The 14,134-nt window shown below is 67.5% G+C and carries 13 protein-coding genes; 8 read left to right on the forward strand and 5 right to left on the reverse strand.

Annotation, left to right across the window (positions count from 1 at the left end):
* On the forward strand, positions 1–1,098 hold the full coding sequence (locus tag ABD197_RS05390; RefSeq protein WP_344052365.1) for a glycosyltransferase: 1,098 nt from the start codon (positions 1–3) through the stop codon (positions 1,096–1,098).
* Positions 1,099–1,100: 2 nt separating this feature from the next.
* Here ABD197_RS05390 and ABD197_RS05395 read toward each other — a convergent pair whose 3' ends face one another.
* Both ABD197_RS05395 and ABD197_RS05400 read right to left on the reverse strand, forming a co-directional pair.
* Positions 1,101–1,841 carry an ABC transporter ATP-binding protein gene (locus ABD197_RS05395; RefSeq protein ID WP_344052367.1) on the reverse strand — a complete coding sequence of 247 codons (741 nt, stop codon included), beginning with the start codon at positions 1,839–1,841 and terminating at the stop codon, positions 1,101–1,103.
* Positions 1,825–2,691, reverse strand: a complete 867-nt coding sequence (locus tag ABD197_RS05400) for an ABC transporter permease (protein ID WP_344052369.1) — start codon at positions 2,689–2,691, stop codon at positions 1,825–1,827. The genes ABD197_RS05395 and ABD197_RS05400 overlap by 17 nt, the downstream gene beginning before the upstream one ends.
* A gap of 189 nt (positions 2,692–2,880) precedes the next feature.
* Between ABD197_RS05400 and ABD197_RS05405 the strand changes: the two genes are divergently transcribed.
* From ABD197_RS05405 to ABD197_RS05435, 7 genes are read left to right on the forward strand one after another with little or no spacing between them, the layout of a single operon-like run.
* Complete coding sequence (locus ABD197_RS05405) at positions 2,881–4,566, forward strand: glycosyltransferase (RefSeq protein ID WP_344052371.1); 1,686 nt, start codon at positions 2,881–2,883, stop codon at positions 4,564–4,566.
* Complete coding sequence (locus ABD197_RS05410) at positions 4,563–5,462, forward strand: glycosyltransferase family 2 protein (protein WP_344052373.1); 900 nt, start codon at positions 4,563–4,565, stop codon at positions 5,460–5,462. Before ABD197_RS05405 ends, ABD197_RS05410 begins: the two co-directional genes overlap by 4 nt.
* Positions 5,463–5,499: 37 nt before the next feature.
* Positions 5,500–7,434, forward strand: coding sequence for a DUF6541 family protein (locus tag ABD197_RS05415; protein WP_344052375.1), 1,935 nt, complete (start codon positions 5,500–5,502; stop codon positions 7,432–7,434).
* Positions 7,431–8,324 (forward strand): glycosyltransferase, encoded by an 894-nt coding sequence (locus tag ABD197_RS05420; RefSeq protein WP_344052377.1) that lies wholly within the window; start codon positions 7,431–7,433, stop codon positions 8,322–8,324. The genes ABD197_RS05415 and ABD197_RS05420 overlap by 4 nt, the downstream gene beginning before the upstream one ends.
* A 49-nt stretch (positions 8,325–8,373) precedes the next feature.
* On the forward strand, positions 8,374–9,510 hold the full coding sequence (locus ABD197_RS05425) for an NAD-dependent epimerase/dehydratase family protein (protein ID WP_344052379.1): 1,137 nt from the start codon (positions 8,374–8,376) through the stop codon (positions 9,508–9,510).
* Complete coding sequence (locus tag ABD197_RS05430) at positions 9,507–10,592, forward strand: acyltransferase family protein (RefSeq protein WP_344052381.1); 1,086 nt, start codon at positions 9,507–9,509, stop codon at positions 10,590–10,592. Before ABD197_RS05425 ends, ABD197_RS05430 begins: the two co-directional genes overlap by 4 nt.
* 30 nt (positions 10,593–10,622) lie before the next feature.
* Positions 10,623–11,723, forward strand: coding sequence for a glycosyltransferase family 4 protein (locus tag ABD197_RS05435; RefSeq protein ID WP_344052383.1), 1,101 nt, complete (start codon positions 10,623–10,625; stop codon positions 11,721–11,723).
* Here the strand turns inward: ABD197_RS05435 and ABD197_RS05440 are convergent.
* Genes ABD197_RS05440 through ABD197_RS05450 form a run of 3 tightly spaced genes read right to left on the reverse strand, consistent with a single transcriptional unit; the run spans position 11,691 to position 14,123 of the window.
* On the reverse strand, positions 11,691–12,983 hold the full coding sequence (locus tag ABD197_RS05440; RefSeq protein WP_344052385.1) for a lipopolysaccharide biosynthesis protein: 1,293 nt from the start codon (positions 12,981–12,983) through the stop codon (positions 11,691–11,693). The genes ABD197_RS05435 and ABD197_RS05440 overlap by 33 nt on opposite strands.
* Positions 12,970–13,380 carry a DUF2304 domain-containing protein gene (locus tag ABD197_RS05445; protein WP_344052387.1) on the reverse strand — a complete coding sequence of 137 codons (411 nt, stop codon included), beginning with the start codon at positions 13,378–13,380 and terminating at the stop codon, positions 12,970–12,972. The genes ABD197_RS05440 and ABD197_RS05445 overlap by 14 nt, the downstream gene beginning before the upstream one ends.
* Positions 13,377–14,123 carry a glycosyltransferase family 2 protein gene (locus ABD197_RS05450; RefSeq protein WP_344052389.1) on the reverse strand — a complete coding sequence of 249 codons (747 nt, stop codon included), beginning with the start codon at positions 14,121–14,123 and terminating at the stop codon, positions 13,377–13,379. Before ABD197_RS05450 ends, ABD197_RS05445 begins: the two co-directional genes overlap by 4 nt.
* Between the last annotated feature and the right edge of the window lie 11 nt (positions 14,124–14,134).

The raw sequence follows: 14,134 nt of genomic DNA on the forward strand, positions 1-14,134 counted from the left end.
ATGACCGCCACACTCCGGTTCATGCTCGATCAGCTCGTCGCGCCCACCGATCCCGATCTCGAAACGGCGTCTCGTGAGCTGGCGACCGCCCTGATCGACCGCGCTCCCTCCGGTTGCGAGGTCGCCGGAATCGCGCCCGCAGGTTCTCCCGCCGTCGAGATCGCCGGTCTCGCCGAGGTGCGCCGCAGCCCGCTCGCTCGTCGTGAGCTCGCGGGTGCGCTGCAACTCGGCGTCGCGAGCGGCATCGGCGGCGGCATGATCCACTCGCCGACCCTGTTCGCACCGCTGGTGAAGCACGATCGTGTTCACGACCACGACCAGACCGTCGTCACGATCTGGGATCTCGGGCCGTGGGAAGCCCCGGGCGAGTATCCGAAGGCGAGCGTGGCGTGGCAGAAGGCGATGCTGAAGCGCGCGGTCAAGCACGCCGATGCGGTCGTCGTGCCGACGCACGCGATGGCGGTGCGACTCGCTGAGATCGCGAAGCTCGGTGAGCGCATCCGCGTGATCGCGGGAGCGGCCCCCGAAGGATTCGCCGTGCCGCGCGATGATGTGGGACGCCGGCGCGAGCTCGACCTGCCGGAGGGGTTCGTGCTGCTCTCCGGGCATCACGGCGAGTCCCTGGGCGCGGGACTTGCCGCGGTCGCCCGATCGGGTGTCGACCTTCCGGTGGTCGTGATCGGCGCTGCCGAAGGCGAGGAACCGACGATCGCGGATCAGGCTTCGGCGGCGGGTATCCCCGAACGGAGCCTGCACGTGCGCGGCGCGCTCTCCGGTGCTGACCGCGCGGCGGTCTTCGCAGGAGCGGTCGCGTTCGTCGTCGCCGATCAGCGATTCGGGCTGCCTTGGCGTGTGCTCGAGGCGTTGGCCCTCGGAGTTCCCGTGGTGGCGGCATCCTCGCCCGTGAACGACGAGGTCATCGTCGACGGCGGAGCCGTGGTGGATGCCGACCCCGAGGCACTCGGTGCGGCTCTCGCCGACGCGCTCGGGACGACTGCCGCCGCCACGCGGCTCGGCGTGCTCGCGGCCGACCGTGGCCGCGCGTTCTCGTGGCTCGGAGCCGCCGACCGGGTGTGGCAGCTGCACGCGGAGCTGTAGCGTCAGGCCCTCATCATCGCAACGGCCTCTTTCGAGTCGCCGTCGAACGCCACCTTGCCACCGCGGAGAAGGATGCCGCGTTGGCAGAGGTCGGAAACCATGTTGAGGTCGTGGGAAACCACCACCAAGGTCTTGCCGGCACCATGCAGTTCGCGGATCCTCGCCAGGCACTTGCGCTGGAAGGGTTCATCGCCGACCGAGAGGATTTCGTCGATGAGCAGCACGTCGACTTCGGTGTGGATCGCGACGGAGAATGCCAGACGAAGGAACATTCCAGAGGAATAGTGCTTGACCTCGGTGTCGATGAACTTCTCGATCTCGCTGAAGGCGACGATGTCGTCGAATCGAGCGTCGATCTCCTTCTTGCTCATGCCGAGTATCGCCGCATTGAGGAAGATGTTCTCGCGACCGGACAGGTCCGGGTGGAATCCCGCGCCGACTTCGATCAGGCCGGCGACGCGGCCGCGTGTGAGCACTTTCCCACTGTCGGGTGTCAGCACCCCGGAGATGAGCTTGAGCATGGTCGACTTGCCGGAGCCGTTGAAGCCGAGAAGTGCCACCGCTTCGCCCTCCGCGATCGTGAACGACGTCCCGTCCAACGCGTGGAAGTCCGTTGTCAACGGTTTGCGGCGCACGGCCGCCACGAAGGTCTCCTTTATGGAGTGCGTGTGGCGGAGCTTGAAATCTTTGTGAACGTCATCCACCACGATGCTGGGGGTCGAGACGTCAGAGATCCTGGGCAAAACGACCCTCCAGACGACGGAACACGGACTGGCCGATCACCAGGAGAACGAGGGCGAGGGCGAGGGCGATGATCGAGAAGAGAGCGAGATCCGGCAGGGGCTGCGCCCCGCCCGGATCAAGGGGAAACCATATGCCGTAGTGGAACAGCTCCACCGCGGGTGTGAGGGGGTTCAAGCGATACAGGACGAACAGCCAGTTCGGCACGGCATCGGCGACCATCTCCCACTGATACATGACCGGTGAAGCCCAGACCGCCATCATCACGATGATCTCGACGAAACTCTGCGCGTCACGGAAGGTCACGTTGATCGCCCCGAAGAGAAGCCCGAGGCCGGTCGCGAGCACGGAGACGATCAGAAGCGCGAGCAGTATCGCACCGATCTGGATGGCGGATGGCGCCCACCCGAAGAACAGAGCAATGACCACGACGACGATGATCTGGGGAATCGTGTTGACGGCAGCGATGAGCATGCTCGAGACGGGGAACATCTCGCGCGGAAGGTAGATCTTCTTGATCAGCGCGGCGTTGTCCACGAGCGATCGGGTGCCGTTCGAGAAAGCCTCGTTGAAGAACGTGACCACCGTGATGCCCGCAAGCAGGTAGATCGGAAAGAAGTCGACCCGGCTGTTCATCCCCAGGAAGACGCCGATCGCGACGTAGAAGACGACGAATTGCACGAGCGGCTTGACGTACGACCACATCCAGCCGAGAACGGACCCGCGGTACCGGATCTGAACTTCCTTGCGCACGATGAGGGAGAGCAGATAGCGGCGGTGGAAGACATCCAGCAGGCCGAGGTTACGTCCTGGCTGCTCGAGCGCGGACGACTCGGGCGAAACGCGGGACATTGCCCTCCTTCAGGCGTGGGTCGGGTGGCCCGGGGCGGGCGGATTTCATCTTAGTCGCGGGTCGCATCACAGATCCTGGGAGCGGCTCCGCACGCCGCTCACGGGTTGCTCCAAGACCACGTTGATAGCATCTGACTGCTCCGTCACTCGGCGGGCCGCTCCTCAGATCTCTCAGGGAACACCCGCATCGTGATTCAGACTGTGCTCGGACAGCCGGCCGTATTCCGCATCACGAACGACTCCGACGTCCTCTCGGAGTTCTCGCTGCGCGAACGGCGACTCCTCGTGGGCGCCCTCAACTTCCATGCGCTGATGGCACCGGGGCGCGATCTGATCGTGCACGGCTACGACGGCGATTGGACGACCCTTCCGCGCACGACCGACGACGCGACCTTCGATGGCATGTCGCGCCAATTCCGTCGGCGGGTCTTCACCATCGGAGCGGCCAGCGAGATCTCTCCATCTTCGGGAGAGGGCGCTGAGGCATCAGCGATGGCACGAGCGCTCGCCGCCGGAGCGGTCCGGCATGTGCACGTCTCGCGAGACGAGGTGCTGGATTTCGACCCGCCGCGCGATCAGTCCACCAGCGTGGTGCGACGAGCGCTCCGAGCGGTGCGAGCCCGCACGCCGCTCCTCTACGACGAGGCGCGTGACGTGGAGTTGCTCAGGCATCGGCGGGCCATCACCCACCCCGCGCAAAGACGGCGCTTCGCGGAGGAGTTCTCGCCGGGGGGTATCCATGAGGACGGCGAGCTTGTCCCGGCGACGCGCCCACCAGCGCAGGCGCCGCGGGCAATCGTCATCGGAATGCACTGGTTCGAGTTGGGCGGTGCTGAACGTTGGGCTTTCGAAACCGTCAAGCTCGTCCGGGACGCGGGGTTCCTTCCCATCGTCTTGACCAACAGAGATTCCCACCATCCGTGGATCGGACGCCCGGAGCTGGACGGTGCCCTTCTGATTCCGTTCTCCGAGCCGACGGTGCGGTCGCAGACACCCGGTGTGGAGGAGCTGCTGAGTGCCATTCTGCGCACTTTCGATGTGCGTGGCATCGTCGTCCATCACAACCAATGGCTCTACGATCGGCTGCATTGGGTGGCGATGTCCCGGCCGGAGATCCCCATTATCGACTCGACGCACATCGTCGAGTACCGCGGTGGCGGCTTCCCCCACAGCAGTGTCCGGGTGGAGGATGTCATCACGCGGCACCACGTGATCTCGCCGACGCTACGCCACTGGATGGTGGAGACGCAGGGCGTGGCCGCGGAGAAGGTCGTCATGGCGCCGTTGGCGGGGTTGACCGTCCAGAGCGTCGAACCCACCTTCCGATCGCGAGGCGAGTCGGAGCCTTTCACGGTGGCCTTCGTCGGACGCATGGCGCGCCAGAAGGCGCCCGAAGTCTTCCTCGCGATGGCCCACCGTCTTCGTTCGGACCAGGCGCCGCTGCGCTTCATCATGCACGGCGACGGCGAGTTGTCGTCATGGGCCGATGACCTCATCGCGGCGTACTCGCTCCAAGGCATCGTCGAGAGGCGCGACTCGGATGTTCCGGTCGAGCACACGCTGGCCGAGGCCCACGTCCTCGTCGTGACATCGCACAACGAGGGCCTCACCCTCACGACTCTCGAGGCCATCAGCCACGGTGTCCCGGTGATCTCGACCGACGTGGGCGCGCAGTCCGACATCATCCCGTCGCGGGCGCTCGTCAGCCGCAACGTGCATCTCGCCGTCCGCCAGGCCGCCCGAAAGGTCGCATGGCTCGCCGGCGACGAGAGCGCGCGCGAGGAGCTCTGGCGCGACGAGCGGCACGCGGAGCAGAAGCTCCTGTCCGCAACACCGGCAAGCGAATGGTTCACACAGGAGGTGGGATCGTGGTGACGGTCGCCGCAGTCATCGTCACGTTCAACCGACTCGAGAAGCTCAAGAGCGTGATCGCCGCGCTTCAGGCCCAGACTCTAGCGCCGGCGACGCTGCTCATCATCGACAACGCCTCGACCGACGGAACGGCAGATTACCTCGCGGGCCTGCGGCATGACCCTCGCATCGACGTGGTCACGATGGCGACGAACACGGGGGGAGCGGGCGGCTTCGCCGAGGGGATGCTGCGCGGTTACGCGACCGGCGCGGACCACGTGTGGATCATGGACGACGACTGCTACCCGCAGCCGACCGCGCTGGAAACGCTCGTGCGCGGATTCGACGAGGCCGTCGCCGAACTCGGCCCCGATGTGCCGTTCGCGTGCTCGGTCGTGAAATTCACGGACGATTCGATCTGTGAGATGAACAACCCGGTCCCGACATGGGACTGGGGTCGCCTGATGGTCAAGGGCCAGCGCAACGTCATGGTCACCGCATGCTCGTTCGTGTCGGTGCTGATCCCTCGCTGGGCGATCGCCCGCTACGGCCTGCCCTACCGTGACTACTTCATCTGGTTCGATGACCGCGAGTACACCCTCCGCCTCACGAAGGTCTGCCCGGGCGTCCAGGTCCTCGACAGTGTCGTCATCCACGACATGGGCGACAACCGCGGGGTGAACTTCGCGATGGTGGATGCGAAGAGTCTCTGGAAGTTCGAGTACGGGGTGCGCAATGAGGCGTCCTATCAGTTGCACCACCGCGGCCTGCTCTACTTCCTCGAATTCGGCGCACGCCTGTTCGTGAGCCTGCACCGCGGCCGGGTACCGCTGCGCCTGCGCGCACGACTTCTGCGCAAGTGGCTGGCGGGAGTGACGTTCAACCCGTCCGTCGAGTTCCCCGAGCAGGTCGCCCGATGACTCGCGCGACCGCTCGGAAGCGACGGATCCCCGGCACGTGAACTGGCTCGCCATCGTCCCCGCCCTGCTGGCGGCGACGGCACTCCTCGCACTGCCCGGTGGGCTGGTGGCGTACCTTCTGCGACTCCGAGGGCTGTGGCTCGTGGGAATCGCCGCTCCGCTGTCGGTGTCGCTCGTGGCCGTCTCGTCGCTCATCGGCGGGTGGACCGGAATACCGTGGAGCCCGTTTCCGCTCCTGGTCCTGACGGCCCTCGCCGCTCTCGCGGCGCTCGCCTGGTCGCGTTGGGTCGGCATTCCGGGCTCGCCGCGCCGCGCATCGCGTTCCCGGCTCCCGCAGATCCTGTCGGTGGCCGTTCCTGCGGTCGTGATCGGGTTCGTGCTCATGCGCAGCATGGTCTCTCCCGAGTACTTCGCGCAGCGGTACGACAACTTCTTCCACCTCAACGCCGTCCAGTACGTGCTCGACACCGCGAACGCGTCGCCGCTGTGGGTCGGGACGATGACGAGTGCCGAGGGTCTTCCGTTCTACCCCTCGGCGTGGCACGCAGTGGTTTCGCTCGTTGTCATGCTCTCGGGGGCGTCCGTCGTCGTCGCGAACAACGCCGTGATCATCGTCGTAGCGGCACTCGTCTGGCCCATCGGCGCCGTGCTGCTGACACGCACGCTCGTCGGGGCCGACAGGGTCGTCATCGTCGCCGCCGGTGTCCTGACCGCCGCGTCTCCGGCGTTCCCCTACCTCCCGCTGCACTACGGGGTGCTCTATCCGCTCTTCCTCGGACTCGCCTGCCTGCCCGCGGGTCTTGCGGTCGCCTACCAGGCGCTGCGGCCCGAGCGCGTGGCACGACGACACGATGCAGTCCTCCTGCTCGTGCTCGCCGTACCGGGCATCGGTGTGGCCCACCCCGGCGCGCTGATCGGCCTCCTGGCGCTGACGCTCCCCATGGTCGTCGGGACCCTTGCCGACCGGATCGCCCGGGCGTCGGGAGGACGAGCGCGTCTCCTCTGGGCGTCCGCGCTCGTCGGCTACTTCGTCGTGGGTCTCGTCCTCCTGCAACGCGTGCGCCCGCCGGCCGACCAGATCTACTGGCCCGTGATCGCGAGCCTGCCGCACGCCATCGGCGAAGTCGTCTCGGCCGCGGTATACCAGTACCCCATCGCTCCCGTACTGGCGGCAATGCTGATCATCGGCGCCTACTCGATCGTCCGCCGACCGACGTACGGTCGCTGGATCGTTCTGGGCACGGCCGCTGTGGGCTCCGTCCTCTACATCACGGTGGCGGGGTCGCCGGTAGAGCTCCTCCGCACCTGGCTGACGGCACCGTGGTACAACAACGCTCCCCGGCTCGCCTCCCTGTGGATGGTGGCCGTACTGCCCCTCGCGGCCGTCGGCACCACTGCTCTCGTGCGGTGGATGATGCGGCGCGCGTCCCGGCTGCGCACATTCTCGTCGCGCTTCCCTGTCGTGGCGCTGGTCGTCTTCGCTGTGGTCCTCACCGTCACGACGCAGGGCACCGCGGTGCGGCAGGCGGCCGCGGACATCGAGTACACGTACAAGATGCGCTCCGACGCGCCGATCATCACTCCGGACGAGCTCGCACTCATCGACCGACTCGACGAGCTGGTACCCGAGGGGGCCGTCATCGCCGGTGACCCCTGGACGGGGACGTCGTTCGCGTACGGCCTGAGCGGACGCCCGGTCCTGATGCCGCACCTGCTGATGGACGAGACCGAAGCCGCGCGCATCATCAACACGCGGCTGGACACGGACGGCGATTCGCCGGCTGTGTGCGACGCACTCGAGGAGACCGGCGTGCGCTACGTGCTCGACTTCGACCGCGGAGGGGACTTCATGGACAACGGCGGCGACTTCTCGGGGCTGGATCGGCTCGCCGACTCGCCCTACACCGAACTCGTCGCGGAAGAGGGCGGCGCCCAGCTCTTCCGGATCATCTCGTGCGGACTGACGTCATGAATCGCGTCGAGATCGTCGTCCCGTTCTGGGGCGAGCCCGGTCTGCTCTACGAGACCGTCCGTTCCGTGCAAGCCCAGACCGTCCGCGAGTGGCGGCTCACGGTCATCGACGACTGCTACCCCGACCCTGCTGTGAGCGAGTGGTTCTCGCAGCTCGACGACAGCCGCATCACGTACATCCGGAACGAGGTGAACCTCGGCATCACGGAGAATTACCGGGAGGCCATCCGGCGCGCACGAGGCGAGTACCTGACGATCCTGGGTTGCGACGACCTGCTGCACCCCGGCTATCTCGAGGTGGTCGGTCGGACGATCGACGCCGTGCCCGATGCCGACGTCATCCAGCCAGGAGTCCAGGTGATCGACGAGCACGGGACGCCGGTGCTCCCGCTTGTCGACCGGGTGAAGCAGCGCATGCTCGCGCCGCGCGGCGGGAAGGGGATCGCGGTGCTGCGCGGTGAGCGCATGGCGACGAGCCTCATCCGCGGTGACTGGCTCTACTGGCCGTCTCTCACCTTCCGCACTGACACCCTGCGGCGGATCGATTTCCGCGACGGCTTGCCGATCATCCAGGACCTCGCGCTCCTGATGGACATCGCGTTCGAGGGCGGGAGTCTGGCTTACAACCCCACACCGGCGTTCTCCTACCGTCGGCATGGGGGGAGTGCCTCGCAGAAGACCCTGCTCGATGGTCGCCGCTTCCGCGACGAGCGCACCTACTACGCCGAAGCGGGCGCCCTCGCGCGGGCGATGGGGTGGGATCGCACCCAGCGCACGGCGAGGCTGCGCGTCATGTCGCGCCTGCACGGCATCGCCGAGCTGCCCGGAGTCCTCCGGCACGGAACACGTGCCGGACTACAATCGACACTCGCGCACATCTTCGCTTTCTGACCCGCGCGGGCTCCACCGAGCCACTCGCCCCACGCTCTGGAGAATCTGCATGCCCGAACACGTGCTCATCACCGGTGGTGCCGGATTCATCGGCACGCGCGTCGCGCGCCGCCTCGTCGACGCGGGGCACACCGTCACGGTGCTCGACTCCCTGATCGCCCAGGTCCACGGGGACGACCCTGAGGTCACCTCGCCGCTGCTGCGGTCGCTGGACGGGGTCGCCGACGTCGTCCGGGGGACGGTGACCTCGGCCGACGACCTGCGGCGCGCTCTGACCGGTGCCACCCTCGTCGTACACCTCGCCGCCGAGACCGGCACCGGGCAGTCGATGTACGAGATCGACCGCTACGTCGAGGCGAACGTCGGCGGCACCGCGAAGCTCCTCGACATCCTCGCAAATGAGAAGCACGATGTGCGCCGGATCGTCGTGGCATCGTCGCGCTCGATCTACGGCGAAGGGTCCTATCGAACCGAGGACGGGCGGGTCGTCCATCCACCACACCGTGCGGATGCGGCTATGGCGGCAGGCGACTTCGACGTGCACATGCCGGGCGAGGGCCCGATCACCGTGATCCCCACGGATGAGTCCGCGAAGCTGCATCCCTCCTCGGTGTACGGCATCACCAAGCAGGTGCAGGAATCACTCATCATGACGGTCGCGCCCACGATCGGCATCGAGCCGGTCGCGTTGCGCTATCAGAACGTCTACGGTCCCGGGCAGTCCCTCAAGAACCCCTATACCGGCATCCTCTCGATCTTCTCCACGCTCATCCGACAGGGCAAGGAGATCAACATCTTCGAGGACGGACTCGAGAGCCGTGACTTCGTGTACATCGACGACGTCGTCGAGGCCACGTTCCGCGCGGCGACCGTCGCCGATGCGGCCGGCGGGGTCTTCAACGTCGGCTCGGGTGTCGCCACGACGGTCCGTGAAGTCGTCGACGCGCTGTTCAGCGCTTTCGGCAGCGAGGTGCCCACGCGGGTGTCGGGCAACTACCGTCTCGGCGACATCCGCCACAACGTCGCTGACACCACACGTCTGCGCGACGTGCTCGGCTACGAGCCCGAGGTGGCGTTCCGCGACGGCGTCGCACGGTTCGTCGAATGGGTGCTCAGCGAGCCCCTCGAAGGCGACTCATACCAGCGCTCTCTCGATGAGATGGCCTCGCGGAATCTGCTGAAGTGACTGTGGGCCTCGCGCTCGCCGGTGCCCCCTTCCCCTATCGCGCCAACAGCCTCAACCTCTTCCGCTTGATCCTGGCGGCGATGGTGCTCTTCGCGCACTCGTTCTACATCGTGGGCGAAGGGGAAGGTCCGAAGATCCAGGGGGAGAACCTGGGTGGGTGGGCGGTCGCGGGATTCTTCGTGCTGAGCGGATTCCTCATCACCCGGAGCCGACTGCGGACCGCGCCCGGGGAGTACCTTTTGCACCGCATCGCCCGCATCTTCCCGGGCTTCCTGGTGTGCCTGATCGTCACCTCGTTCGTGTTCGCCCCGATCGCGGCGCTGATCGAGCACGGCACCCTCGCGGGCTTCATGAGCACCCCCATCACGCCCCTGCAGTACGTCTGGTCGAACCTCACGCTGTACATCGACAGCTACACGATCGGCACGACGCTGGAGTCGGTGCCGTATCCGGGCGTCTGGAACGGTTCGCTCTGGACCCTGTTCTACGAGTTCCTGTGCTACATGCTCGTCTGGCTCCTGGGCGGGATCGCGCTGTTCCGCCGCAACGGATGGATGGCTGGCGCGGTGTTCGTGCTGAGCCTGTTCGTGTGGATCGGCGCCTCGCTCGCGGAGCGATGGGGGCTCGACGCGAGCTTCCTCCTTTTCGCCAAGCTCGCGCCTTTCTTCCTCGGTGGCGCGCTCGTCTTCTTCATCGTCGAGCGCTCGGGGATCAACGCGATCGTCGCCGTCTTCTCGCTGACGATCGCCGTCGTGCTCATCGTCGCCGTCCCGCGCTGGGGTGGTCAGGCATCCGCGCCTTTCCTCGCGTACGGTCTGCTGTGGCTGTCCTCCGTCGTTCCCCAGCCGCGCTGGGTGGCCCGCAACGACGTCAGCTACGGCTTCTACATCTACGCCTGGCCCATGCAGCAGATCGCCGTCCTGCTGGGTGCAGCGGCGCTCGGTCTGCCCGTGTACATCCTCATCGCGGCCGTCATGACGTTCGTCCTCGCCTGGCTCAGCTGGGTGGTCGTGGAACATCGCGCGATGGAATGGGCCCGCCCGCGCGCTGGGCGGCTGCGCCCCACTCCCGTCGGTCCGTGACCGCATCGACCCTTCAGATCTGGATTCCCCATGCCCCGCGTCCTCGTCGATCTCCTCTCCTACACCGGTACGAAAGGGGGGATGGAGACCTACACGCGCGATCTTTACCGTGAGCTCGGGCGGCTGGAGGACGACTACGACTACATCGGCTTCGTGAGCCGGGAGGGGGCCGATCTCGACCTGTCGTGGTTCCCCGGGCCGATCGTGCGCTCGGGCATCAGTGGCGAGAACCGGTTCGTATGGGCGTGGGGCGAGCTGACCCAAGTCGCCCGCGCCGCCGTCCGGCACGACGCGGACCTGGTGCACGCCCCGGCGACCTTAGGCCCACGTAAGACGCGCATGCCCACGGTCGTGACAATGCACGACATGCTCTATTGGAGCCATCCGGAGTACATGAGCACACCGCTCTACACTGCGCCGGTCAAATGGATGGAGAAGGTGGCGGCCCGCAACGCGCGGCGCGTGATCACGATCAGCCCGGACTCCGCCACCGAGATCGCGAAGTACCTCGGCGTGAGGGACGACAGACTCGACGTCGTGCCGCTGGCAGGGTCGTCGCCCGCGGGGGTCGACCGGCGCCGGGCGGGCGAGGATGGTCCGCTCATCCTCGCCATGGGCAATCGCCGCCCGCACAAGAACTGGGCTGCGCTCATCCGGGCCTCCGCGCTGCTGCCGCTCGAGCGTCGACCCCGCGTCGTGATCACCGGGGGTCGCGGAGAGGATCCTCTGGCCGAGGTCGCGCGCGAGTACGACGTCGCCTCGACGGTCGAGCTGCGCGGATGGGTGGATGACGCGGAGGTCCGCGACCTCTACTCCACCGCGACGGCGCTCGCGATCCCCTCGCTCGCCGAGGGCTTCTCGCTCCCGGCGCTCGAGGCGATGGGCGCCGGTGTTCCCGTGCTGCTCAGCGACATCGGCGTCCACCGGTATGTCGGCGGCGAGGCGGCGCGCTACTTCGACCCGCACGACGACGAGGCGCTGGCTGAGCTGATGGACGCTGTCGTGGGGGATGCCGCCCTCCAGGCCGAACTCAGCGCAGCGGGTCTGGCACGGGCGGCCGAATTCACCTGGACGCGGACCGCGCGCGAGACGCGCACGTCATTCGACCGGGCGCTCGGCATCTCCCGCTGACGGGCCGCCGCCGGTCCTCCGACGACGGACCGCGGAACCGGCTGCGTGCGTGAGAACGCCCGCCGCCGGCGCGGCGAGGATGGCCGTCAGCACCCGTGCGGGGTCTTCCCACGGGAGGAGTAGCCCACCGACCAGCACGGCGGAGGCGACGGCCCATCCGGCGAGGTAGACGCCGTGTCGTCCGGAGGCCAGTACGGCGGGACCCGTGATGCACAGCAGTCCGGTGAGTCCGGCGCTCGCGACGATCAGCGCGTACGCGGCGGCAGGCAGCTCGTAGCGATCGCCGTAGAGGAGCACGATGATCCACGGTCCGACGAAGAGCGCGAGCACCGACAGCACCCCGGTGAGCGCCAGCAGCGCGCCGCCCAGTCGGAGCACGCGGCGCCGAACGGCGTGGGCATCGTCGCGGAACGTCACGACCAGATAGCTCTGCAGGGCGAGCAACGGGATCACCAGAGGCGCTCGCGTCAGAGTGATGACGAGGATGAGCGACGCGAGCAGGGCGCCGTTCGTGCGCGGTGAGGTGAGTCCGAGCAGGAAGGGCAATCCGCTGATCATCAGACCGGTCGCGGCGGCGGCGGCGACCGTCGTCAGGCTGTTGCGGCCCAGGGCGCCGATCCCGGTGTCGAGGTGGAGGGTGGCGCGGATCGATCGTGCCGACAGCGCGAGCACTCCGACGAACGCGAGGAGGAAAGGGACGGCGACGGCCCAGCCGAGCGCGACCATCCCTCCGCCGAGCGCGAGCGCGGCAGTGACCGCGATCAGGCGGAGGGCCGAATCACTCACGGTCATCGTCGCCACGGCGGGCCAGTTGCGCACGCCGTACAGAGCGCCGCTGAGGACGGCCACCATCGTGTAGCCGAGCGTCGCCACGGCGACCGCAGCCACGAGCATCGCGACGTCCGCGGCGAACACAGCCGGTGCCCACAGGGGCGAGGTCGCGACGACCGTCGGCACCGCGACGGCGGCCGCGACTCCTGCGAATCCCCAGAGGCTGCGCCAGCCGGAGCCCTTCCGGTCGGCGGTGGGATGTGCGGCGCGGGTCAGTTCGTTCTGGATGCCGGACAGGGCGGAGACGATGAGATAGACCACCGACCAGAAGACGCTGAACGCGATGTACTCGTCGGTGCCGGTGAAGGCGGGGACGACCGCTTGGATCACATACCCGATGGCGCCGGCGACGACCGTGGCGCCCAGGACGTAGGTCAGGCCGCGATCCCGTGCCGGCGGGCGCGCTCCGGTCAGGTCAGATGCGCTCATCGCCGTCGACTCGCGGCGACCCCTCCGGCTGCGCGGCATCCGAGTCCAGAACATCCACCCGCGCGCGCAGGAGGTCGAGGTCGGCATGCAGGATCGCGATCTCCTCGGCGGTGCGGCGAATCTCGTCTTCCGCCTGCGAGAGCTCCCACGACAGGTGCAGGCTCACGGCGAGGAGCAGAACGATCGCGAGCGAAAACAGCAGGTTCGCGGGCAGCTGGACCCCGAGGACGGCCGTCAGCCAGAGGAGGAGCTGCGGGAAGACGCCGAGGATCAGGACGGCGAGGCCGATCACCAGCCAGAGGACGGCGTACTTCTCGCGGAGGCGCCGGGTGAGCAGCATCCACATGACGAGGATGAGGATTGCCAGCGCGAGGAGGATGCCGCCGAGGACGATCATGCCGTGCTCCCGTCCGCGATGCTGCGTCGGTCGGGACGGGCCCGGCGCATGACGGCCAGGCTCAGTGCGAAGACCGAGCGCAGGAGATAGACGGTGGAACCGATGGATCCCTGACTCGGGCGGCCGTGCGCACGCGGTCGCATCGCGACGGGAACCTGCGTGACGGTCAGACCGGCGTGGCACGCGGCGACCAGAGAGTCGAGGGTGTCTCCCAGATACTCGGCCGGGTAATAGCTGATGTACTGATCGATCGCGCGCGGTCCGGCCGCGCGGAAGCCACTGGTCACGTCCGTCAATCGCGTATGTGCGACGCGCGAGAGCACCGACGCGAGGAAGACCATCGCCCACCGGCGCGGGCCGTGGACCTCGTAGTCCCCGACGTCGCTGAACCGCGCGCCTATGGAGATGTCCGCGTGCTCGAGCCCTGCGAGGACGCGGTCGATGTCTGAGGGGTTGTGTTGCCCGTCCGCGTCCACCTGGATCGCACGGCGGTAGCCGTGCCGCTGCGCGTATGTGAACCCCGTGCGCATCGCGCCTCCGACCCCAAGATTGAACGGCAGACTGAGGACGATTGCGCCCGCTTCGCGAGCGGCCTCTGCCGTGCCGTCGGTGGACCCGTCGTCTATGACGGCGACGTCATAGGCCTCGCCGGCCCGGAGGATCTCACGCACCGTCGTTCCCACGTTGCGCTCTTCGTTCCATGCGGGCACGATCACCAGCACGGCGTCAGGGGAGGAGGTCATGGTGTCAAAAG

This window comes from Microbacterium lacus (genome assembly GCF_039531105.1).
Lineage (GTDB): Bacteria > Actinomycetota > Actinomycetes > Actinomycetales > Microbacteriaceae > Microbacterium > Microbacterium lacus.